This is a genomic window from Kaistia defluvii, from assembly GCF_040548815.1.
GTDB lineage: Bacteria > Pseudomonadota > Alphaproteobacteria > Rhizobiales > Kaistiaceae > Kaistia > Kaistia defluvii_A.
On the sequence record NZ_JBEPSM010000003.1, the window covers coordinates 324,688 to 347,831 of the forward strand.

Annotated in this window: 20 protein-coding genes; 12 read left to right on the forward strand and 8 right to left on the reverse strand. The window is 66.5% G+C overall.

Going from position 1 to position 23,144, the window contains the following annotated elements; all coding sequences use genetic code 11:
- Positions 1-3: 3 nt before the first annotated feature.
- Together ABIE08_RS18390 and ABIE08_RS18395 are read right to left on the reverse strand one after the other, a co-directional pair.
- Positions 4-1,149, reverse strand: a complete 1,146-nt coding sequence (locus ABIE08_RS18390; protein ID WP_354553301.1) for a GNAT family N-acetyltransferase/peptidase C39 family protein — start codon at positions 1,147-1,149, stop codon at positions 4-6.
- Positions 1,150-1,304: 155 nt separating this feature from the next.
- On the reverse strand, positions 1,305-2,249 hold the full coding sequence (locus ABIE08_RS18395) for a DMT family transporter (protein WP_354553302.1): 945 nt from the start codon (positions 2,247-2,249) through the stop codon (positions 1,305-1,307).
- Positions 2,250-2,605: 356 nt separating this feature from the next.
- Here ABIE08_RS18395 and ABIE08_RS18400 point away from each other — a divergent pair, with 356 nt between their 5' ends.
- The 12 genes from ABIE08_RS18400 (at position 2,606) to ABIE08_RS18455 (ending at position 16,195) form a co-directional block, all read left to right on the forward strand.
- Positions 2,606-3,826 carry a DEAD/DEAH box helicase gene (locus ABIE08_RS18400; protein WP_354553303.1) on the forward strand — a complete coding sequence of 407 codons (1,221 nt, stop codon included), beginning with the start codon at positions 2,606-2,608 and terminating at the stop codon, positions 3,824-3,826.
- A 53-nt stretch (positions 3,827-3,879) separates the two neighbouring features.
- Positions 3,880-4,086, forward strand: a complete 207-nt coding sequence (locus ABIE08_RS18405; protein ID WP_018182467.1) for a cold-shock protein — start codon at positions 3,880-3,882, stop codon at positions 4,084-4,086.
- Positions 4,087-4,096: 10 nt separating this feature from the next.
- Positions 4,097-4,378, forward strand: a complete 282-nt coding sequence (gene infA / locus ABIE08_RS18410; RefSeq protein ID WP_018182468.1) for a translation initiation factor IF-1 — start codon at positions 4,097-4,099, stop codon at positions 4,376-4,378.
- Positions 4,379-5,057: 679 nt separating this feature from the next.
- The gene (locus tag ABIE08_RS18415) at positions 5,058-5,543 is read left to right on the forward strand and encodes a TerB family tellurite resistance protein (RefSeq protein ID WP_354553304.1); all 486 of its coding nucleotides are present in this window, start codon (positions 5,058-5,060) and stop codon (positions 5,541-5,543) included.
- A 51-nt stretch (positions 5,544-5,594) separates the two neighbouring features.
- Complete coding sequence (locus ABIE08_RS18420) at positions 5,595-6,353, forward strand: glutamine amidotransferase (protein WP_354553305.1); 759 nt, start codon at positions 5,595-5,597, stop codon at positions 6,351-6,353.
- A 355-nt stretch (positions 6,354-6,708) separates the two neighbouring features.
- Complete coding sequence (locus tag ABIE08_RS18425; protein WP_354553306.1) at positions 6,709-7,599, forward strand: choline/ethanolamine kinase family protein; 891 nt, start codon at positions 6,709-6,711, stop codon at positions 7,597-7,599.
- Positions 7,600-7,610: 11 nt separating this feature from the next.
- The gene (locus ABIE08_RS18430; protein ID WP_354553307.1) at positions 7,611-10,061 is read left to right on the forward strand and encodes a GcvT family protein; all 2,451 of its coding nucleotides are present in this window, start codon (positions 7,611-7,613) and stop codon (positions 10,059-10,061) included.
- A gap of 122 nt (positions 10,062-10,183) precedes the next feature.
- A complete protein-coding gene (locus ABIE08_RS18435; RefSeq protein WP_354553308.1) occupies positions 10,184-11,209 on the forward strand; it encodes an extracellular solute-binding protein in 1,026 nt (341 codons plus the stop codon).
- Positions 11,206-12,792 (forward strand): ABC transporter permease, encoded by a 1,587-nt coding sequence (locus ABIE08_RS18440; protein ID WP_354553309.1) that lies wholly within the window; start codon positions 11,206-11,208, stop codon positions 12,790-12,792. Before ABIE08_RS18435 ends, ABIE08_RS18440 begins: the two co-directional genes overlap by 4 nt.
- A 241-nt stretch (positions 12,793-13,033) precedes the next feature.
- A complete protein-coding gene (locus ABIE08_RS18445) occupies positions 13,034-14,470 on the forward strand; it encodes an SH3 domain-containing protein (protein WP_354553310.1) in 1,437 nt (478 codons plus the stop codon).
- 149 nt (positions 14,471-14,619) lie between these two features.
- Entirely contained in the window at positions 14,620-15,705 is a 1,086-nt protein-coding gene (locus ABIE08_RS18450) for a sensor domain-containing diguanylate cyclase (protein WP_354553311.1), read from the forward strand.
- 262 nt (positions 15,706-15,967) lie between these two features.
- Positions 15,968-16,195: a hypothetical protein gene (locus ABIE08_RS18455; protein WP_354553312.1), complete on the forward strand. Its 228-nt coding sequence runs from the start codon at positions 15,968-15,970 to the stop codon at positions 16,193-16,195.
- Positions 16,196-16,283: 88 nt separating this feature from the next.
- Here ABIE08_RS18455 and ABIE08_RS18460 read toward each other — a convergent pair whose 3' ends face one another.
- From ABIE08_RS18460 to ABIE08_RS18485, 6 genes are all read right to left on the reverse strand, one after another.
- The gene (locus tag ABIE08_RS18460) at positions 16,284-17,330 is read right to left on the reverse strand and encodes a lactonase family protein (RefSeq protein WP_354553313.1); all 1,047 of its coding nucleotides are present in this window, start codon (positions 17,328-17,330) and stop codon (positions 16,284-16,286) included.
- A 135-nt stretch (positions 17,331-17,465) separates the two neighbouring features.
- Positions 17,466-18,608 carry an alanine racemase gene (locus tag ABIE08_RS18465; protein WP_354553314.1) on the reverse strand — a complete coding sequence of 381 codons (1,143 nt, stop codon included), beginning with the start codon at positions 18,606-18,608 and terminating at the stop codon, positions 17,466-17,468.
- Between the two features lie 26 nt (positions 18,609-18,634).
- Positions 18,635-20,236 (reverse strand): N-acyl-D-amino-acid deacylase family protein, encoded by a 1,602-nt coding sequence (locus ABIE08_RS18470; RefSeq protein ID WP_354553315.1) that lies wholly within the window; start codon positions 20,234-20,236, stop codon positions 18,635-18,637.
- Positions 20,233-21,285, reverse strand: a complete 1,053-nt coding sequence (locus ABIE08_RS18475; protein WP_354553316.1) for a Gfo/Idh/MocA family protein — start codon at positions 21,283-21,285, stop codon at positions 20,233-20,235. The genes ABIE08_RS18470 and ABIE08_RS18475 overlap by 4 nt, the downstream gene beginning before the upstream one ends.
- A complete protein-coding gene (locus ABIE08_RS18480) occupies positions 21,282-22,199 on the reverse strand; it encodes a carbohydrate ABC transporter permease (RefSeq protein WP_354553317.1) in 918 nt (305 codons plus the stop codon). Before ABIE08_RS18480 ends, ABIE08_RS18475 begins: the two co-directional genes overlap by 4 nt.
- Complete coding sequence (locus tag ABIE08_RS18485) at positions 22,196-23,110, reverse strand: carbohydrate ABC transporter permease (RefSeq protein WP_354553318.1); 915 nt, start codon at positions 23,108-23,110, stop codon at positions 22,196-22,198. The genes ABIE08_RS18480 and ABIE08_RS18485 overlap by 4 nt, the downstream gene beginning before the upstream one ends.
- Positions 23,111-23,144 lie beyond the last annotated feature (34 nt).

Genomic DNA, 23,144 nt, shown 5'->3' on the forward strand with positions numbered 1-23,144 from the left:
GGTTCACCTCGGTCTGAGAACGACAGCCGCGCGCAACGGTTCCCGGCCCCAGCGCGCCATATGCTCGAAATCGGCATAGGGAATGGGCAGGTTGGCCGCGTCCGAATGAGTCTCGTGCTCGCGGTCCTCGACCCAGGGGTCGTGAATGAAGAGATGACGCCCGTCATCGCCCACCACCAGCACCCAGTGCGGCACCTTCTTGCCGAACATCCGGTAGGCCGAGATCAGCACGATCACCAGGGCGCCCTGCGCCAAGGCCTCGCGGATCGCGGCGACGTCGAGCGGCCGGTGGTGGATCGGGATGTCGAAGGCGATGGTCTGGTGGCGGAAATCCTCCTGCGCCAGTTCCATGACCCGCCGCTTCTCGGGATCGCGCACCGATTCCAGAAACAGCGAGCCCTCGCGGCTGACGTGGATCGAGGCCGAAAGCCCGTTGCGGGCGGCCGAGACGGCCAGCCCATGCGGATCGCAGCCGCCCAGCCCCGCCATCATGAACACCGTCGTCGCCTGCCGCCAGAGCTTGATCTCCTCGACCGGGCTCATGGCGTAATCGCGACGGAGATGGCCGAGCGCCATCATCACGCAGCAGGGACCGCAGGTGAAATCGGTGGTCTGCTCGTAATAGCGCACCGAGGTCGAGAGCGCGTCCCCGCGCAGCCGCTTCTCGTAGCGCAGCGCGTTGGCGTGATCTTCGTAATAGTCGAGATAGCGGCCGATGCGGCGATAGCCGAGCCGCTCATAGAGGCGGATGCCGGCCGCATTGTCTTCGCGCACTTCGAGCCGGAGCAGGAAGCGGTCGCGCTCGAAGGCGACGCGCTCGGATTCGGTCACCAGCGCCGCGCCGACGCCGCTGCCGCGCATGTCCGTCAGCACCGCGATGGAATAGAGCCGTGCCATGCCGGTGCCGGCCCGGAACAGCAGCAGCGCATAGCCGACGAGGCGGCCATCGGGCAGGGCGGCGACGGTGAGGGCGGCGGTCGGCGCTTCGACGAGCTTGCGGAAACTACGCCGCGCCATCCTGTCGGTCTGGAACGAGGCGGCCTCGATCGCGACCAGCCCGTCGAGATCGGCGACCAGGGCCGGCCGCACGGTGAACAAGGGAGGCGAGGTGGCGTCGACTGCACTCACAAGGCGCGATGGAACGCCCATTTCGACCGATCCGCAAGAGCCGGCGTATCGGGATCGACGCGCCATCCGGTGGCGGGATCTCGGGCCTCAATTGCGGCGCGTCTATGGCCTTATCTCACACGCAATCGTGAGCGTGGCCGCCGCTCCGGCCGGCTTCGGCAGGCCGTCTTCCGGGACTAGCCGGGAACGTTGTCGCCGACTTCCTCGGCGATGCTCTGGCCGGCCTTGGTGCGCGCCTCGCGTTGCTCGCGCATGAAGATGAACAGGCCGGAGGCGATGATGATGGCGGCGCCGATCAGCATGGAAGGTTTCGGCTGGTCGCCGAAGACAAAATAGCCGAACACCACCGCCCAGATCAGCATGGTGTACTGATAGGGGACGACCACCGAGGCCGGCGCCAGCTTGAGCGAGCGCGTGACGCAGAACTGCGCCATCAGCGCGACGACGCCGAGCAGGCCCAGCAGCCCGAAATCGATCCCCGTCGGCGTCACCCAGGCGAAGGGCGCGATCACGGCGCCGACCACCAGCGTGCTCACCGTCGAGAAGGTCAGCAGCGTCTTGTCCGGCGTGCCGCGCAACTGGCGGGTGACGATCATCAGAGCCGCGAAGAACAGGCTGCCGCCAATGGCGATCAGGGCGCCCCAGCTCAGGCTGTCGGAGGAGGGCTGCAGCACGATCAGCACGCCGATGAAGCCGGCGACGATCGCCGCCCAGCGCGGACCGTCGACCTTTTCCTTCAGCAGCAGCGCCGACAGCGCCGTCACATAGATCGGTCCGGCCAGGTAATAGGTCATGACGTCGGCGAGCGGCAGCAGCGACACCGCCCAGTAGAAGAAGCCGATCTCGCCGGTGATCACGCCCACCCGCAGCAGCTGCATCCAGGGACGCGGTGCCTGGGCGAGCTGGCGCACGCCATTGTCGCGGCAGATGACCGGCAGCATGACCAGAAGCGCGGCCAGCGACCGGATCAGCAGGATCATGCCGACCGAATAGGTGCCGACCAGCCATTTGCCCAGCGTGTCATTCACCGAATACAGCAGGATGCCCAGAATCATCAGGGCTATGCCGAGAAGCGGACCGGAAAGAGTGCGCGCGGTGGCGGTAGGACTGCTGGCGGACATGAAATTCACACAAGGGGCTGCTAGAACGGGCACTCTGCACAGAAGCGCGGCAGAGACAAGAACATCCGGGCGCTTCCGCCGCAATCTCGCGGTCTATTCTGGGACCGTGCGACTTTTCGTTTGCTTTTTCCGCCGCGAGTCTGCATATACGCGGCGACGATCATCGTGATCGCGCTGTGCCACACGAGATTTCGGTGGCTCTATCCTGCTGGTAAGGTAGGACACGACCCCGTCCTCTGATCCTGTCGCGCGTGGGTCATGGCTAGAAGTCGGATGCCGGATGGTGTTCGCATAATTAGGCTTTCTTCTTGAATCAATTGACAAATTTTTCGGCTTTGGCACTTGCCGAGCCGCTCGTGCGTGCGCTTGACGTGGCCGGCATTACGACGCCGACGCCGATCCAGGCCCAGGCAATTCCCGCACTTCTCGAAGGCCGCGATATGCTCGGCATTGCGCAGACCGGAACCGGCAAGACCGCCGCGTTCGGCCTGCCGCTCCTGCAGCATCTGTCGCGCCGCGCTGATGGTCTCCAGCCGAAGAGTGCCCGTTCCCTCATTCTCGCCCCGACGCGCGAACTTGCGATCCAGATCGATTCCGAGCTGCGCAAGTTCTCGAAGTTCCTCGGCATCCGGCACGCGCTCGTCTTCGGCGGCGTCGGCCATCAGCCGCAGATCCGGGCGCTCGAAAAGGGCGTCGACATTCTCGTCGCCACCCCCGGCCGCCTGCTCGACCATCTGCAGGCGCGCGTCGTCCGTCTGGACCAGGTCTCCCACCTGGTGCTCGACGAGGCCGACCGCATGCTCGACATGGGCTTCGTCCGCGACGTCATGAAGATCGTGGCGCTGCTGCCGGAAAACCGCCAGTCGCTGCTGTTCTCGGCCACCATGCCGGCCGAAGTGGCGACGCTTTCGCGCAAGATCCTCAAGGACCCGGTCCGGGTCGAGGTCACGCCGGAAGCGGTCACCGTCGACCGTATCGACCAGAAGCTCTATCGCGTGCCGACGGCCGAGAAGCGTAATTTCCTCCTGGATCTGCTCGCCAATCCGGAGATGGAGCGCGTGATCGTCTTCACGCGCACCAAGCACGGCGCCGACCGCGTCGCGCAGCACCTGCAGAAGGCTCGCGTAGAGACGCTGGCCCTGCACGGCAATAAGTCCCAGGGCGCCCGTCAGAAGGCGCTGGAGGGCTTCAAGGATGGAAGTCTCCGGGTGCTCGTCGCGACCGACATCGCCGCTCGCGGCATCGATGTCTCCGGCATCACCCATGTTGTGAATTTCGACCTGCCCGACGAGCCGGAATCGTATGTCCATCGCATTGGACGTACCGCCCGCGCCGGTCGCAGCGGGCTCGCCCTCTCTCTGTTCGACGCCGGTGAATCGGCGCGTCTGAAGGCCATCGAGCGGCTGATTCGCCGTCCGATCCCCGAAGTCGCGACCCAATTCAAGGCCTCGCACGCCGCGCCTCGGTCCGTTGCAGATACGCAGCGGGGCGACAAGCCGGTGCGCGATAGCCTGCCGAACGAAGAAAAGAGCAAGAAAAATCGGTGGCGTGGCCAACAACGCCGCCGAGCGGCTTGACGACGGGACGGTCGTTAGCAAAGTTCTCTACCGCCAGACTGAAGGAGATTTCCATGGCGACGGGTACAGTGAAGTGGTTCAATGCGACGAAGGGCTATGGATTCATCCAGCCCGATCAGGGTGGTCAGGATGTGTTCGTGCACATCAGCGCGGTTGAGCGTGCTGGTTTGTCGACGCTGCGCGACGGCGCCAAGATCTCGTACGAACTCGAGACCGATCGTCGCGGCAAGACGTCCGCGACGGAACTGAAGGTCTCGTAAGGAACAACACATGGCGAAGGAAGAAGCGCTCGAATTCGAGGGTACGGTCGTCGAGGTACTGCCCGACGCCAAGTTCCGCGTGGAACTCGAGAACGGGCATGTCGTCGTCGCCTACACCGCGGGCCGGATGAAAAAGAACCGGATCAAGACGCTGGCGGGCGACCGCGTAACCGTCGAGATGACGCCATACGATCTCGATCGTGCGCGACTGGTTTTCCGGCACAAGGGCGAACCGCTTGCCTCGCAAGCACCCAGGCCGCCTTTCCGCGGTGGCGCGGCGCGTCGACGCTGACATCCGACGCCAGGTGAAGATCAAGGGGGCCGACGCGAGTTATCGCGCCGGCCCTTTTCTTTTGGCCGGTCGGCTTCGCGGGAAGCCCGAATCCAGCCTGGGGCCAGGGTTCCCGAGCCGCCGGCCGCCCGTAGGCGTCGCTACGGCAGGTATGGTTTATCGGGATTAATGCTATTTTAGGCCAAAATCCGGCAGATTGTGAAAATGTGGCGCTCGGAGGGCAAAACCCACTTGCATCCCGCGAGGGAAGCCCATATTCTTTTTCTTGTCGCGGGGCAGACGATTCACCAGATCTTAAGTCCGGACGTTGAAGGCAGCTTCGGGAAGTTCCCGGTTAGAAGTGTATTCGAAGGTTATTTGACGCGCAGTTGTAGTTAGAATTAGTGAGCTCGAGTTTTTTTTGGTTCGGGCAAAGAGTTGTTCTTATTTAGTTATGTTTTAGCCGCCGGCCCAAAAGGTCGGCGGTTTGTTTTTGTGCGCGGTTTGCTTTCACAAGCCCCGTCTACGCGGCCCGCCTGGGCGGGCGAGATTCCGACATTTCCGCGGCAGCGCCGGAATGATCTGGGCCCGGCGACCGCTTGTCGCGTGCCTGTTTCCTAACCTTGCCGTATTGTCATGCAGCTTAGGCCGTCACGTCGGTCGAATCGATGTTCGAATCGGCCGGCCCCGGAGAGATCGAATGCTCAATGTGCTTCGTAATTTCATTGCCGAACTGACGGGTGAGACGGCTCCCCGGCAATTTGGCGATGACGACCACCGCCTTGCCGCCGCGGCGCTGCTCTATCACGTCGTCGCGGTCGATGGCGAAGTGGCCGAAGCCGAGCGCGTCCGCCTGCACGAACTGCTCAAGGCCCGCTACAGCCTCGACGAGGAGGCAACCGGCGACCTCGTGCGCGCCGCCGTCGAGGCCGATGACGAGGCGGTCGACTTTTATCGCTTCACCAGCGTGCTGAAGTCGCAGCTGGACGAGATCGATCGCGAGCAGATCGTCGCGATGATGTGGGATCTCGTCTATGCCGATGGCCGCCTGACCGAATTCGAGGACAATGCGATCTGGCGCGTCGCCGATCTGCTCGGCGTATCCGGGCGTGCGCGGCTGCGGCTGAAGAAGATCGTGCAGTCGGGCGGCAGCGCCGTGGACACGCTCGCGCCGTCGAAGGAATGACCCCGCGGGGCCGGTTTCCACCGGCTCCCGGATCTGAGGACCCTTGCTGTCGTGCCGCAGTCGCTGAAGCCCGTCTTGATCGTCCTGCACCAGGAACATTCGACGCCCGGCCGTGTCGGCCTGCGCTTGGCCGAGCGCGGTCATCCGCTCGATATCCGCCGACCCCGCTTTGGCGACCCGCTGCCGGCGACGCTGGACGGGCATGCCGGGGCGGTCGTCTTCGGCGGGCCGATGTCCAGCAATGACGACGAGGATTTCATCCGGCGCGAGATCGACTGGATGGCGGTGCCGCTGGCCGAGCAGGCGCCGCTGCTCGGCATCTGCCTCGGCGCGCAGATGCTGGCGCGCCAGCTCGGCGCCCGCGTCGGTCCCCGGCCCGACGGGCTGGTCGAGATCGGCTATTACCCGCTGCGGGCGACCGAGGCGGGGCAGGGGCTCTGCACCTGGCCGGAGACGGTCTATCAGTGGCATGGTGAGGGCTTCGACCTGCCGGAGGGCGCGGCGCTGCTCGCGGAAGGCCAACTCTACCGCAACCAGGCCTTCCAATACGGGCCGGCCGCGTTCGGCTTCCAGTTCCATATCGAGCTGACGCTGGCGATGATGCATCGCTGGACCACCACCGGCGCCGACCGGTTCGCGCTGCCCGGGGCGCAGCCGCGCGCCCAGCATATGGAGGGCCGCGCCGTCTATGACGCGCAGACCTCGCAGTTCCTCGACAGCTTCCTGGATTTCTGGCTGCGTCTGCCGCGCGGCGAAGCGGCCGCCACGGAGGCCCCTGCCGCTCGCGGCGAGCCGGTTGGACTGGCCTGAGGCCAAGCCCCGCTTGCAAATTGCGAATGCCGTCGCAATTTGCAATGCGCGGAAGGTGAATCGGTCGTTAACCTTCCCCAGATCTGGCGAATTTCATTCAAATCGTAACCATATCTGGTGGTGCCACGCGCCTTCGCGAGTGGCAGGAGGCTTGCGACACATTTTGGCAAGCTGATCTTCCGGTTGTGCGTAGTCAGCTCTTATCGGACGGAGAAGGGTGGAACCGATGACCCCCGGTAACCCTTCTCCGCTCCGCTTGCTCGTGCCCCTGCACGCGGCGCTTGCATCCTTGCCCCTCCCTGGTTTCCTATAACGGCGCGACGGAGTCCTTTCGTCGCGGGGGGAACCTTCGGTCATGACGGACACGCAGGATTCGCTGGCGCGCGCCGCGCGGCTCTCGTTCTGGAGCGGACCCGTCTCGCCCCAACCCCTGGCCGGCGGACTCACCAACACCAATTGCCTGGTCGAGGACCGGGGCCGCAAATATGTCGTGCGCATCGGCGGCGACATGATCGAGCACGGCATCATCCGCACCACCGAGCTGGCGGCGAGCCACGCGGCGGCGGAGGCCGGCATTTCGCCGATCGTCGTCCATGCCGAGCCGGGCGCCATGGTCATCGACTTCGTCGAAGGCCGCAGCCTGACGCCGCAGGATGTCCGCGACGATCGCTATCTCGGCCGCATCGTCGAATTGCTCCGGCGCGCGCATCGCGACATTCCGCGCTACTTCCGCGGCCCGGCGCCGCTGTTCTGGGTGTTCCAGGTCATCCGCGACTACACCCACACGCTGGAGGCGGGCGAAAGTCACCATCTGCCGATGCTGGTGCGCCTGCTGGACACTGCGGATCGGCTGGAGAAGGCGGTCGGCCCGATCGATCTGGTCTTTGGCCATAACGACATGCTGGCCGCCAATCTGATCGATGACGGCAAGCGGCTCTGGCTGGTCGACTGGGACTATGCCGGCTTCAACTCGCCGCTGTTCGACCTGGGCGGGCTTGCCTCCAACAACCTGCTGTCGCCGTGCGAGACCGAGCAGGCGCTGGAGCTCTATTTCGACCGGCCGCTGAACGACGAGATGCGCCGCCGCGCCATGGCGATGACCGCCGCCTCGCTGCTGCGCGAGACGATGTGGAGCATGGTCTCCGAACTGCACAGCCGGCTGGTGTTCGATTATCCGGCCTATACGGCGGAGTATCTCGGCCGCTTCAAGGCGGCGATGCTCGCTTTCGACGCGCTCGACCGGTGACAGGGAACAGCATGACCGATCTTCCATCCTCGGCCCGCATCGTCATCATCGGCGGCGGCATTGTCGGCACGTCGGTCGCCTATCACCTCGGCGCCATGGGGCAGACCGACGTGATCCTGCTCGAGCGCGGCAAGCTGACCTCGGGCTCGACCTGGCATGCCGCCGGTCTCGTCGGGCAGCTCCGCACCTCCGCCAACATCACCCAGCTGCTCGGCTACTCCGTCGCGCTCTATGACCGGCTCGAGGCCGAGACCGGGCAAGCCACGGGCTGGAAGCGCAATGGCGGCCTGCGTCTCGCTTGCAATGCCGAGCGCTGGACCGAGGTCCGCCGGCAGGCGACCACGGCGCGTTCCTTCGGGCTGGAGATGCAGTTGCTGACGCCGCGCGAGGCGCAGGAATTGTGGCCGCTGATGCAGGTCGACGATGTTGTCGGCGCCGCCTTCCTGCCGACCGACGGCCAGGTGTCGCCCTCCGACATTTCCGCCTCGCTCGCCAAGGGTGCGCGACAGAAGGGCGTGACGATCCGCGAGGGCGTTGGCGTCACCGGCATCGTCGTCGAAAACGGCGCGGTCACGGCGGTCGAGACCGACCAGGGCCGGATCGCCTGCGAGAAGGTCGTGATCGCAGCGGGCCAATGGTCGCGCGAGATCGGCCGGCTTGCCGGCGTCAACATCCCGCTCGTCTCGGTGCAGCATCAATATCTGATCACCGACGCCATTCCCGGCGTCACACCCAATCTGCCGACGCTTCGCGATCCGGACAGGCTCACCTACTGGAAGGAGGAGGTCGGCGGACTGGTGATGGGCGGCTACGAGCCGAACCCGAAGCTCTGGGATGTCGATCCGCTGCCGCGCGATTTCGAGTTCCAGCTGCTACAATCCGATTTCGATCATTTCGAGCCGATCCTCGAGCAGGCTCTCGGCCGCGTGCCGGCGATGGAGACGGTCGGCATCAAGCAGTTCATCAACGGGCCCGAGAGCTTTACGCCAGACGGCAATTTCATTCTCGGCGAGGCGCCGGAGGTGCGGAACGTCTTCGTCGGCGCCGGCTTCAACGCCTTTGGCATCGCGTCGGGCGGCGGCGCCGGCATGGCGCTCGCCGAATGGTTGGTGAACGGCGCGCCGCCCTTCGATCTCTGGCCGGTCGATATCCGCCGCTTCGGCCGCAACCACCACGACCTCTCCTGGATCCGCAGCCGGACGCAGGAGGCCTATGCCCGCCATTACACCATGGCCTGGCCTTCGGAAGAGTTCCTCTCCGGGCGGCCGCTGCGCCGCTCGCCGCTCTATGACCGGCTGGCGGCGGCCGGCGCGGTGTTTGGCGAAAAGCTCGGTTTCGAACGCGCCAACTGGTTCGCCGATGTGGCCGCCGGCGAGGTGGCGGAGGACCGCTACACCTATGAGCGGCCGAACTGGTTCGAGCCGGTGGGCCGCGAGCATCGCGCGGCGCGTGAGGCGGCGGTGCTGTTCGATCAGACCTCGTTTGCCAAATTCGAGCTGACCGGGCGCGACGCTGAGAAGGCGCTCTCTTGGATCGCCGCCAACGACGTCGCCAAGCCGGTCGGCCATCTCGTCTATACGCAGATGCTGAACCGGAAGGGCGGCATCGAATGCGACCTGACCGTCGCGCGGCTCGCCGAGGATCGCTACTACATCGTCACCGGCACCGGCTTCGCCACGCATGACTTCCACTGGATCCAGTCGAACATCCCTGCCGGCCTCGATGCGCGCCTGACCGATATAACCTCGCAGAACGCCGTGCTGGTGCTGATGGGGCCGCGTGCTCGCGACATCCTGCAGCCGCTGGCCGATGCCGACATTTCCAATGCCGCCTTCCCGTTCGGCCGCGCGCGCAGGCTTTCCATCGCCGGCTGCCCGGTGCTCGCGCTGCGCATCACCTATGTCGGCGAACTCGGCTGGGAACTGCATGTGCCGATGGAGTTCGCGCTGACGCTGTATGACGCGCTGATCGAGGCGGGGCGTCCGGCGGGTCTGCGGCTCGCCGGCTATCGCGCCATCGAGACGCTGCGGCTGGAAAAGGGCTATCGCGCCTGGGGCGCCGAGATCGGCCCGGATCATTCGCCGCTCGTCGCTGGCCTCGGCTCATTCGTGAAGCTGAAGAAGCGGATCCCGTTTCTCGGCCGCGAGGCGCTGGAAGCGCAGGCGGAAAAACCACTGCCGCGCCTGCTCGCGGCTTTCACGACTGAGGATCCGTCGATCGTCCTGCTCGGCCGCGAGACCATCTACCGCGATGGCGAGCGCGTCGGCTGGCTGGCGAGCGGCGGCTACGGCTACACGGTCGGCTTGCCGATCGGCTATGGCTATGTGCGGCGCGCCGCCGGGGTCGACAGCGATTTCGTGCTGTCGGGACGCTACGAACTCGAAGTTGCCGGCGAGCGGGTTCCGGCGCGGGCGCATCTCGATCCGCTCTACGATCCGGCCGGTCAACGCATCCGCGCCTAGGTGCTTTCCAGACAGGCTGTGACAATGGCGTCCGCCGCCGCCAGGGGCTACGGAGTTGACAGGGCCGCCGCACGGGTATTGGTACGAAAAGCAATCGACATCAATAACATAGAGTTATTCCAATGTACGACGTCACCCGGCGCCAGCTGATGCATTTGGGCGTCGGCGCTGCCGGCGCCGCGATGCTGTCGGGCCTGCCGGTTCCGGCGCGGGCCGAGGACCAGACGCTGGCGCTCTATAATGGCCAGCACCGTCCGCCCGTGGAGGCACTGGTCGCTGCCTTCACCGCCGCCACCGGCATCGCGGTCGTCACCCGCAACGGCAACAGCGCCCAGCTCGCCAGCCAGCTGATCGAGGAAGGCGCCAATTCGCCGGCCGACGTCTTCTGGTCGGAAGAAAGCCCCTCGCTCGTCGCCATCGCCGAAAAGGGCCTGCTGGCGCCGCTCCATGCCGACACCCTGCAACAGATTCCCGCCAAATATGCCGCCCGGGACGGATCCTGGATCGGCGCCGGCGCGCGCAGCCGGGTCGTCGTCTACAACAAGTCGATGATCGAGGAATCGGCGCTGCCGAAGACCGTGCTCGATTTCGCCGGCGAGGCATGGGCCGACAAGGTCGCCTTCGCACCGAACAGCGGCGCCTTCCAGCAGCAGGTCGTTGCGGTCTCGCTGCTCAAGGGGCGGGATGTCGCGCTCGCCTGGCTCAAGGGGCTGCGCCAGTACGGCCGCGTCTACAACAGCGATTCCGCCGCGGTCGAGGCGGTCGAGGGCGGCGATATCGCCGTGGCGCTCAGCAACAACTACTACTGGTACGCGCTCGAGCAGGAGCTGGGCCCCGACAACATGAACTCGGCGCTCTATTTCATGGGCCATGGCGATCCCGGCACGCTGATCACCGTGTCCGGTGCCGGCGTGCTGAAAACCTCGAAGAAGGCGGAAGCTGCCCAGCGTTTCGTCGCCTTCATGGTCAGCGCCGAAGGCCAGGCCGCGATCGTCGGCGCGATCGCCGAATATCCGCTGCGTCCCGGCGTGGTCTCGTCTTTCCCGCTGAAGCCCTTCGACCAGCTCGATCCGGCGCCGGTCACGCCGGCCGATCTCGGCGATGCCGCCGAAGCGCTCGCGCTGCTGCGCGAGGCAGATCTCGCTTGACCAGCGCCGCCAGCGCTTCCGATGGCTCGTCCCGGCGCGGCGCGGCAGGTTCCGCACCGGCCTCGCGCTGGCTCGTCGCGCTGGCACTGATCCCGACCGCGCTGATCGCGCTGCCGGTGATCTATGTGCTGATGCGCTCCTGGGGCGCCGGCTGGCAGGCCATCTGGAGCGAACTCGCCCGGCCGCGCACGCTCATGCTGCTCGGCAATACCGTCACGCTCTGCCTGTCGGTGACCTTCTTCGCCAGCCTGCTCGGCTATGCGGCGGCGTGGTTCACCGAGCGCACCGATCTCAAGGGCAAATGGCTGTGGCGCGTGCTCTGCTGCCTGCCGCTCGCCATGCCGGCCTTCGTCGCCAGCTTTGCCTGGAAGTCGCTGGGTCCCACCTTCCAGGGCATGCCCGGCGCCATCCTTATCCTCAGCATGGAGAGCTTCCCGCTCATCTTCCTCCCCGTCGCCGCCTCGCTGCGCAGCATGGATCCGGGCATGGAGGAAGTGTCGCGCTCGCTCGGCAAGGGGCCGGGCAGAACGTTCTGGAAGGTGACGCTGCCGCGGACGCTGCCCGCGCTTGGCGGCGGCGCGCTGCTGGTCGCGGCGCACATGCTGTCGGAATTCGGCGCGCTGGCGCTGCTGCGCGTCCAGACCTTCACGACCGCGATCTTCCAGCAATATGAGCTGCAGTTCGACAATGCCTCGGCCGCCGTGCTCTCGGCGCTGCTGATGCTGCTCTGCCTGCCGGTCGCCTTTGGCGAGATGTGGCTCCGCCGCGGCGTCCGCTTCTCGAAGGTTGGCCGCAACACGGCGCGGCGCGGCTCGCCGGCGCGGCTCGGCCGCGCGCAGCCGCTCGTCATGCTGGGCTTCATCGCCGTGGCCATCGTGTCGCTCGGCGTACCCTTCGGCCGGCTCGGTTACTGGCTGGTCAAGGGCGTCTCGGCCGGTCGCGGCCTCGACGCGCTCGGGCCCGCTCTGTTCGGCTCGCTGTCGCTGGCCCTGCCGGGAACCGTCGTCACGACCTTGATCGCCCTGCCGCTGGTCTTGCTGGTTCTGCGCAGCCGGGGCTTCTTCGCGCGCTTCGCCGACCGCCTGCCCTATGTCGTGCATGGCCTGCCGGGCCTCGTGGTCGCCCTGGCGCTGGTCTATCTGTCGATCCGCCTGCTGCCGGCGATCTATCAGACCCGCGCCGTGCTGTTCGCCGCCTACGCCATCCTGTTCCTGCCGCTCGCGCAGTCGGCCATCCGCGCTTCGGCCGAGCTGGTGCCGCGCGAGATCGAGGAGGTCGCCCGCACGCTCGGCCGCAGCCCGCTGCAGGCCTTCCTCTCCGTCACGCTGCCCTCGCTTGCCCCCGGGCTCGGCGCCGCTCTGGCGCTGGTTGCGCTCGAACTGATGCGCGAACTGACGGCGACCCTGATCCTGGCCCCGACCGGGGTCGTGACGCTCGCGACCGAGGTCTGGTCGCACACCAACGACAGCGCCTACGCCGCCGCCGCGCCCTTCGCGGCGCTGCTCGTGCTGATTTCAGGCATTCCGGTCTACATCTTCACGCTGCGAACGTTACGCCCCCGTTCTGATCATCAGGCGCGTTAAGCAACGTCCCAGAAGTTGCAGCCGATCGCGGCCCTTATGACTCTGGCCTCAACAATGGCAAAGAGTCGCCGCATTTCTCCTCCATGATGACGATGGATCGTTATTCCTTATCGCGATTCAGTATTGGAGGCGTTTATTCGTTTCCTATTTCAGACGTCTATGACAACAGGAAATATTAACCGAGAACAATTTTCGATCTGTTTTGGCGGGAGCGGGGGTTACGTGTCGAAACAAAGTAGAGATGAGTACCATGATCCATTCGGGCAAATCGAGCGCCGCCTTGCGCGTGCGCAGTCTCGCTGAGCTGACTGATTCCGATCCGTCGACTCCCGCCGCCGAAGGCGTTTCATCCCTGGAAGACCTCCGTCTGCAAGAGAATCTCGATCTGAAGGTTCGGGGATTCCCGAAACTGGTTCTGCATCGTTCCGAGCCGGAGCCGGACACGTCCCTGTCGCAACTCGAAGATCTGGCCGCCGAACTCGAGGCGGCGCTGATGGGCGATCTGCGCAACATCGCGGCGTCCTGGGAGCCCGACAGGCCGGTAGTTGCCAAGGCCGAGCCCCCGGCGCCGGCAGCCCTTCCCCTGATCCAGGCGGAATTCGAAGAAGAAGATCTCGCGGCGGAGCCGACGATTGACCCGCCGGCGCAGCTTGGACTGCCGCAGCAGGACCGGCTCGCCGTCGAGCTGCTGCTGGCGCGAGGCCGGCGCCCCGACGTGGCTGCCAAGCCGGCTGCCGCCGTGGCGGCCGTGGCGCTGGAAGACCGGCTTGCCGGCGAACTGGCGCAGCGCCTCTCGATCGCGGTCGATGAATTGCGCATCGCCGATGGCGAGGAGCCCACCTTCGACGCGGAGCGGAGCGAACTCGCCGACGCAACCCGCCGGCGTCGCGTGCTGAACCGGCAATTGCTCGGCGTCGTTGCCCTGCTCGCCCTGGTCGGCGGTGGCGCACTGGCGACGATCCATTCGGTCACAGCCCGCACGGATGCGCCGGTCGCCAGCGAACTGGACGGTCTGTCGACGGCCGGAATCGTCAAGGCAGACGCCCCGGCGGCGCTGCCCGCGCCCGCCGCAAAGCAGTCCTATGACCGCGCTCCGGAGGATCGCTCGCTGCCGGAATCGCCGCAGCTGCGCGGCGCCGACATGCTGGACGCCGTTCCTGGTTCCGCGCCGACACTGAGCTCCGCCATGCTGCCGGGCTCTGCGGTCAGCGGCCAGCCGGTGACGCCGAGCGTTCGCGCCGCCTATGCCGCGCCCGCTGCCGAGCATTCCCTCGCGGCGATGCCGGCAGCTCAAGCTCCGGTCGAGGCGAAGCCGGTGGCGGCTGTGGCCGATCCGGTTGATGAACCCGCACCGACGGCGGATCCCGCAATCGCGGCTGCCGAGCCCGACGTGGCGGCGACCGATGCTGCCCTCCCGCCAGCCTCCGATTCCGCAGCTCCGCCGGCTGCGGCCGCTCCGGCCAAGAGCGTCGCGGCAGGTTCGCCTACGCCGGGGCCGGCCCGGATCACCAGCGGCGTCAAGCTGCGCGGCAATCCGGACAATGGCGCCCCCACGGTCGGCCTGCTCAAGACCGGGGACCGGGTCCAGGTCGTCCAGTGCAAGGGCTGGTGCGAGGTCGTCGTCGATGGCAAGCGTGGCTTCGTGTTCAAGAAGTTCCTCGCCTCCGTCAGCGGCTAGGCTATCCTCCTCCCGCGGTTCATCTCGCGGGAGGATCGCTTCTTTCATATTGTCGCGCCTTGTTCGCTTGCGGACCGCCATTATGATTGTGTCGGAATGATTGCATCTGCTACGAGGAAGCAATCTGTACGAGGCGATCGAAGACGGACATGCAAGGGCAGGGATCGGACATACCGGGCACCATCGCGTACACGCTGCCGCGTGATCCCGAACGCTATTTTCGCGCGGTCGAAATCCTGCTTTCGGCCGTGCAGGCCCTGTCGTTCACGCGCGAACCCGGCCAGGTGCAGCGGATCGTCAAGACCGCGGCTCGCCAGCTGACGCGCAGCGAAGGCGCGAGCTTCGTGCTGCGCGACGGCGCCGCCTGCCACTTCGTTGACGAGGATGCAATCGCTCCGCTCTGGAAGGGCCTTCGCGTGCCGCAGGAGAGCCGCATCGAAGGCTGGGCGATGCTGAACCGGCAATCGGTCCAGATCCGCGACCTCACCGCCGATCCGCGCCTCGATGCTTCCGTCTATCAGCCGACCTTCATCCGCAGCCTCGCCGTGGTGCCAATCCGCACCCATGAGCCCATCGGCGCCATCGGCGTCTACTGGGCCGAGGCGAATGCCCCGACCGACGATGACCTGCGCCTGCTGATCAAGCTTGCCGACGCCGCCTCGCTGGCGATCGAGAACATCCGCATCCATGGCGAGCTGGAGGAGCGGGTGCGCCTGCGCGCCGCCGAGCTGGTCAAGGCCAAGGCCGATATCGAGGAGCTCTCGATCACTGACGAGCTGACGGGCCTGCTCAACCGCCGTGGCTTTCGTCGCGCCGCCGAGACGATCCTCGCCAGCGGCAGCGGCTGCCAGATCGCCTTCATCGACGTCGACGGGTTGAAGAAGGTCAACGACAAGTTCGGCCATACGGTCGGGGACAGCCTGATCGCCGATTGCGCCAGCGTGCTGCGCGACAGCGTGCGGCAGTCCGACGTGGTGGGCCGGATGGGTGGCGACGAGTTCTGCGTTCTCGTCCAGGCGCCGCTCGCCCCGGCCGAGACCCTGCGCAACAGCCTGCGCACCCGGCTCGATTATTTCAACCGCCTGTCGCCGGCCCAGTGCACCCTGTCGATCAGCATCGGCATCGTCCAGGCAAAGCCGGGCAGCAACGAATCGCTCGACGATCTGCTCAGCCATGCCGACGCGCTGATGTCGATGGAGAAGCACTCCAAGTCGATGTCGGAATCCCGCCACTAGGGTTTTTCCCGCGGAACTTCGCGTTTGTTGCTGCGCCGTCCGGCTGCCTGGCAAAATCGTCAGATCGTTCAAATTGCGCGGATCGGTTTGTGAATTTGCCAAGGGCTGCGGCTGCCTTATCGCGTCAGTAGGACCGATAGGGCAGAACTCCATGTCGCTAGGAAAAAAGACCAGACTGCCGCGCAAGCCGACCCCCCCGCCGGCTTCGTTCCCGGACATGCGGCGACCGGCGGGTGCTGGTGCGGAGCCAGCGAGCCGGCCGGTGCGGCTGCTCGATCTGACGGCCGAGGAACGTGCGGAACTGGAGCAGGCCAACGCGCTCGTCATCGACGGCGTCGGACGCGAATGCTTTCGCGGGCTCTCCATTGCGGAATCGCTGGAATTCCTCGAACTCCGGCGCATCGGCCTCGACAATGACGACCAGAGCTTCCTGAAGCTCGTGCTGCTGGGCGATCTGCACGAAGCCGCCCAGAGGCGCCTTGCCCCCTAGACCGCTTGCCTGGGCGGATCGCGCGAGACAGCGCGATCCCTTTCCTCGTGGCAGATGAATGCCGGCCAATGGGCCAAGCAGTCGGCGGTCAGGCCTTTTGCAGCAGGATCCAGCCGGGGAAGGCGCATTCGAAGGCGGTCGTCGCCGACACGGGCACTCCGTCTTCCAGCTTGAGCGCGGCAATGCGGGACGAATCCCAGCCGGCCACGAGCAGATGGTCGCCATGCACCAGCAGGTGCTGCGGCCAGAACACGCTGGAGTCGATTTCCGAGACCAACTTCGGCGTCTCCCCCGACACATCGAAGGTCGAGATTGTATCGTTGCCGCGATTGGCGAAATAGACGAAGCGGCCATCGGCCGAGCGCTGGATGTCGCCGGGATAGTTGCGGCGGTGGCGCGTGCGGGCGGGACCCGGCCGCGTCGTGCTCGGCACGCTCACCCAGTCTTCGAGCGGCGCGCCGGGCCTGCCCACCAGCAGGTTGGAGCCCAGCTCGCCGCTGACGGCAAGGCGCCCGTCCGGCAGGACGACGGCATGGCGCGGTCCGCACCCGGCGGGAAGTTTGGTGACGCGCGTCGCCGTCAGCGCCGCCGATCCCGGCTTGGCCGGATCGACGCGGAACTCGCGGATCGAATCGTCGCCGAGATCGATGATGAACAGCGTCTCGCCAACGAAGAAGGCCTGGTGCGGATGCGCGTCATCCTGCCGGTCGAGCTCCGGACCGCTGCCGGAAAGCTTCACCAGCGCGATCTCGCCGTCGAAGCTGCCATCGGCGGCGAGCCGCTGAAGGCCGAGCGTGCTGGTGGTGTAATTGGTGAAGACCAGCAGCGTTCCCGTGGGATCGACGGTGAGGTGGCAGGGCTCGGCGCCGCCGCTCTTCTTCTCGCCGATGGTTTCGGCCTTGTCGCCGGCGATCCGCCACGCATGGATCTCGCCATCCATGCCGGCCCGCGACGTGCCGTAGATGACCGGCAGCGTCGGGTGGGAGGCGAGCGCGGAAAGCTGCTCGGCGCGCCCCAGCGTTTCGCCCGTCCAGACGCCGTCCTTCTCGACCCATCGGGTGAGGCCGTGCAGTTCGAAGACGCCGCGCGACGCGACGAACAGCGCCTCGCCGGCCGCGAGCTTGAAGTCCGACATGTTTGGTCTCCCCGATCGAATGTCTGCCTTGGCCGAAGCCTAGATCAAATTTCCGGCCCCAGAAACCGGGCTCGCACTTTCCCCGCTCCCCGAGGGGAGGCGAAAGAGTGCCTTCCGTCCCCGTTAGACCCGCCGCTACTCCGACGAGCCCGGCCCGAATCCTTCCCAGCTGGCGGCGAGCTTGCCGTCCTGGAGGATGGCGGCGCGGCGCAGCATGGCGAAGGCCATGCAGACATGGTTCGGCACGATCTCCAGCCGCGTGCCGACCGGCAGCGGCGTCGGCTCGCCTTCGCCATGCCAGCGCAGCCAGCCATGCTCTTCCGACATCTTGTCGATGACCCAGCCGGGCGCATTCACGATCATGCCCATGCCGGGATATTCGTGCCGGTGCGCCGCGGCGGGTACGAGGTCGGTCGAGAGCGATTTCGAGCCGGCATCGATGCAGGCGCGGTCGGGGTCGGGATGGCTGATCACCGTGCCGATGACGCGGACGGCGACGGTATCAAGCGTGGCATTGCCGAGCGCGATCTGGCCGACGTCGTTGAAGGCATAGATGCCGGGGCGGATCTGGGTGACACCCGGCACGTGGGCGACCGCGCGGGCCGAGGCCGAGGCGCCGAGCGAGACGATCGGCAGGGCGATGCCTTCGGCCCGGATCGCCTTGGCAACGCCGACCATCAGCTCGCCGGCGGCCACCGCGCGCGCCTCCAGGTCGACCCTGTCCTTGGCGCCATAGGTGGCGCCTTCATGCGTGTAGATCCCGACGAGATCGACGCCCGGGGCGGCGGCGATCGCTTTGGCGACCTCGACCGCCTTGGCCGGCGAGACCCCCTCGCGGCCGAGGCCGGAATCGATTGCCAGCATCATGCGGGCCTTTTCGCCCGCCGCCGCGAAGACCGCGCCGATGCTGGCGGCGGCAGCGAGGCTGTCGGTGGCGAACAGCGCATCGCACCGACGGGAGAGCGCCAGCGCCCGCGCGCCATTCTCGGCGCCAAAGATCGGGTTGGCGACGAACAGCCGTTCGATCCCGGCATCGGCGAAGGCTTCCGCCTCGCCCAGTTTGGCGACGCAGAGGCCGTGCGCGCCCCGTTCGATCTGCCGGCGGCCGGCATCGGCCATGCGGTGCGTCTTGGCATGCGGGTAGAGCTCGACGCCTGCCGAGCGGGCGATCGCCGCCATCTCGTCGAGATTGCGGTCGAGCACGTCGAGATCCAGCACGAGGCCGGGCGTGGCCACGGGGATGTCGGTCCAGTCGGAGGCAGTAAGAGCAGTGGACATAATGGGAACCTTCGGAGGAAACGGGATCAGGCCGGCATGCGGATGACGCGGCCGGCACGGACGCCGGTCATGACGCCATCCTGCAACGCCAGTTCGCCATTGACCATGACGTGGAAAATGCCCGAGGCGGCCTGGCGCGGCACCTCGTAGGTGGCGTTCGCTTTCACCGTCATGTGGTCGAAGACGACGATATCCGCCCTGGCGCCGACCGCGATGCGGCCGCGATCGGGCTGGCGCAGGCGGTTGGCGGCGGTGCTGGTCATGTGGCGCACGCATTCGGCAAGCGTCAGGACCTTTTCCTCGCGCACATAGGTTTCCAGCATGCGCGGGAAGGTGCCCCAGGAGCGCGGATGCGGCCGGTCGCCAACCAGGATGCCGTCGCTGCCGACCGTATGCTCGTCGCGCTGCATCAGCGCGCGCACATGCTCTTCATGGCCGATGAAGAAGACACAAGGCGCGCTGCGCTCTGTCGCGAGCAGAATGTCCAGTGCGAACTCAGCCGGGCTCTTGCCGACCTTCTTCGCAGCGGCGGCGAGGTCGCTTTCCATCACCCATTCGAGTTCCGGCGCGCCGGGCGTGCCGACGACATGCACCGTCGACCAGTTGACGGTCAGGCCCTGGTGGCCGTCCGATCCGGTAACGTCGAGCGCCTCGATGATTTTCGCGCGATCTTCTGGCGAACGCAGGCGCGCCATCTGTTCCTCGCCGGTGCCGGCGAGCGACCAGCTCGGCAGTTGCGACAGCAACGTCGTCATGCCGGCCAGATAGGGGTAGCTGTCGAAGGTCAGGTCGACGCCATCGGCGATGGCATCGTCCAACATCTTCAGGAGCTCCGGCAGCTTGCCGCGATTGCACTCGAAGGAGAGATGCGTGTGGGCGAGATGCAGCGCGACGCCGGAGCGTCGCGCAATGTCGAAGCACTCTCGATAGCCGCCGAGCGCGTCGAGGCCGTAATTGCGGTGATGCGGGCAGTAGAAGCCGCCGTATTCCGCCACGACTTCGCAGAGCGCCACCAGTTCGTCGGTGTCGGAATACATCGCCGGCACATAGGTGAGGCCGGTCGAGAGGCCGACACCGCCTTCCTCCAGCGCGACGCGCAGCAGCGCCTTCATCTGATCCAACTCGTCGGCCGTGGCGAGACGGGGCGCGTTGCCCATGACGAGCATGCGCAGATTGCCATGCGGCACCAGATAGGCGGTGTTGACGGCGGTGTTGCCGTCGAGGCGCTTCAGATAGTCGGCGACCGAGCGCCAGTTCCAGTCGAAGCCCGGCGGGTCGTCGTTCCAGCCCTTCAATTGCGCTCTGAGTTCGGCCAGGGTCGCCTCGTCGATCGGCGCGTAGCTGAGGCCGTCCTGGCCGAGCACCTCGGTCGTGACGCCCTGCGTGATCTTGGAGGTGTGGTCCGGCTGGACCAGCACCTGCAGATCGGAATGGGTGTGCATGTCGATGAAGCCGGGGGCGAGGATCAGCCCGTCAATGGCGACCGTGCGGTCGGCTTCGAGCGTCTCCGTGCCGTCGGTGATGCGGACGATCCGGTCGCCTTGCACCAGCACGTCGCCGCGCACGGGATCGGAACCGAGGCCATCGACGAGGATGCCGCCGGAAAAGAGCGTGGTCTGGGAGGTCATGCTGTGGGGATCCGTATCTTTTGTCCGGTGCGGGCGCTTTCGTAGATGGCGTCCGTGACGGCGACGACATGCGCCGCGAGGGTGGCGGTCAAGCCCGTGGGAGCGGGTGCGCCGAGCGCGCATTCGATCAGCGCCTTGGTCGGGGCGCCGGCGTCATAGAGGCCGGAGGCATCGGCTTCGCCATATTCGACCACCTCGCCATTGGCGCGCACGAGCCGGACATGGTCGGCGACGGAATCAAGCCAGATCTGGCCCCTGTCGCCATAAAGCGCGAGGTGCCATTGCGGCCGGGCGAGGTAGGGATGCGTCGAGGCGCTGCTGATCGCCGCCATGCCGCCGCCGGCGAAATCGGCATTGACGCTGGCATGCAGGTCGATCTCGCGTACCGGCGGATAGGTGCTGGCGCTGACGGCGATGATCGGTTCGCCGGCCAGCCACTCGATCAGGCCCAGCTGATGCGACATCGACACGGCCGCCGAACCGCCGCCGGAGATTTTTCGGTCGGTATAGGTCGAGGCGGCCGAATTGCCGTCGCCGCCCCAGCCGCCATCCGTGCCGCCCAGCAGCAGGGCGCGCGTATTGACGGCCAGATGCATGGTCAGATGCTCGATCCGGCCGATCTCACCCTTGTCGATCAGCGCCTTCGACAGCGCGAAGCAGGGCGCCGCCGGCCAGCCGAAACCGACCAGCAGGGTTCGGCCGACCCTTGTCGCCGTGTCGCGCATTCGGTTCGCGGCGCCGGCCTCCAATGCGAACGGTTTTTCCACCAGCACATGCGCGCCGGCTTCGAGCGCCGCGATCACCTGCTCTTCATGCGCCACTGGCGGGCTCGAGACGACGACGATGTCGGGCTTTTGGGCCAGCACGTCGCGCCAGTCGGTGAAGGCGAGCGGCACGCCGAAGGCGGCGGCAAGGCTTTTCGCCGTCGCCTCGTTCGGGCTCGACAGCGCCACCAGCTCGACGCCGGGATGGGCGGCGAGCGTCGGCAGGTGGCTCGATTGCGACCATGAGCCGGCGCTGATCACCGCCGCGCGGATCGGTTTAGTCATTTCACGGCTCCGGCGGTGAGCGCACCGACGACATGGCGCTGGAAGATGATGACCAGCACGACCGGCGGGATCATCGACATGACGGTGGCGGCGGCCAGCGCGTTCCAGTTGAACTGCTGCACGGACTGGAAGCCCGCCAGCAGTGGCGGCACGGTCAGCTGGTTGGTGAGCACCAGCGAATAGAAGAACTCGCTCCACGCCTCGAGGAAGATCAGCACGCCGGCGGCGACCAGGCCGGGGCGGGCGAGCGGCACCACGATGATCCAGAGTGTCTGCAGCCGCGAGGCGCCATCGATCTTGGCCGCTTCCTCGATCTCGCGCGGCAGCTGGTCGAAATAGTTCTTCAGGATCATGATCGCCAGCGGCAGCGTGAACACGTTGTAGCTGATGATCAGCGCCCAGGGCGTGTTGAGGATGCCGGTGACGCGGAAGGCGACAAAGAACGGCCCGATGATGGCGATCGCCGGCACGACGCGGGAGATGATGATCGAAAGTTCGAACAGCCGCGAGCCCCGGAATGGGTAGCGCGACAGGCCATAGGCGGCGAGCCCGGCGATGGTGAGGTTCAGCACCACGAGGACGGAACTGACGAAGAAGCTCTGGCCGATCGCCGGCAGCAGCCGGGCGCCGATATCCGTGCTGCCGAAACCCTTCGAGCCGGTCGAGCCGGTGAGCACGGACAGATAGTTGTCGAAGGTGATGCTGCCCGGCATCATCGGGAACGGCTTTACGCCAAGCTGGGCCGGGGTGATCAGGCTGGAGACGACGAGATACCAGACCGGCAGCAGGATCCAGATCGCGAAGACTGCGACGCAGAGATAGATCACGCAGCTGGCGACGAGGCTGCGCTGCCGGCCGCTGGCGGTTGCGGCCTTCGACAGACGCCGGGGCGCGGTGGAGGCGAGGGCGGTCATGCGGGTTGGCTCCCCCGGGCGTAAAGCAGCTTGACGGTGATCAGCCCACCCGCGAGCGCGACGAAGCCGAGGATGACCGCCAGCGCCGAGCCGAGGCCGATCTGGGTGACGCCGAAGAGCTGGCGATAGATCAGGATCGACAGCACCTGGGTGGCGTCGCCCGGCCCGCCTTGCGTCATGGCGAAGATCACGTCGAACTGCAGGAAGGCGTAGATGACGTTGAGCACCGTGACGGTGACGAGCGCCGGCCGCAGCCAGGGCAGAGTGATGTTGCGGAAGCGCTGCCAGAGATTGGCGCCGTCGAGCGAGGCAGCCTCGTTCAGGTCGCCCGGCAGGGTCTGCAGGCCGGCCAGCAGCAGGATTCCAGCGAAGCTCGCCTGGCGCCAGACGGCGGCGACGATGGTGATCGCCAGCGCCGAATTCGGGTCGGACAGAAAGTCGTGATAGTCGGTCGTCGCCCCCAGCATCAGCAGCACGGCGTTGAGCCCGCCGACGCTGCCATCGGCAAACCATTTCCACAGGATGCCGATCATCAGCCAGGGCGTCGCCCATGGGATGATCAGGAGCGCGCGGGCGAGGCCCCGTCCGATGAAAGGCTGGTTGAGCAGCAGCGCCATGGCTAGGCCGATCAGTGTCGAGAGCACCACGAAGCCGACCGAGAACAGGAAGGTCACCCAGGCCGAGCGCCAGAACACCGAGCTGCCGAGCACGATGGTGTAGTTCTCCAGCCCGACGAACGGGCCGAGGCTGCGGCCGTTGGCCGGCACGTCATGCAGGCTATAGAGGATGGTGAGGGTCGTAGGCACCAGCAGCAGGACGGCGAGGAGGATGCCGGCCGGCGCCGTCAGCCTGAATCCGAAGCGCCGATCGTCGCGCGTCAGGGCATTGCTGGAAAGGGGGGAGGCCGCCAAGGTCGCATCCTTCGGGCAAGGTCAGGGAGTGCCG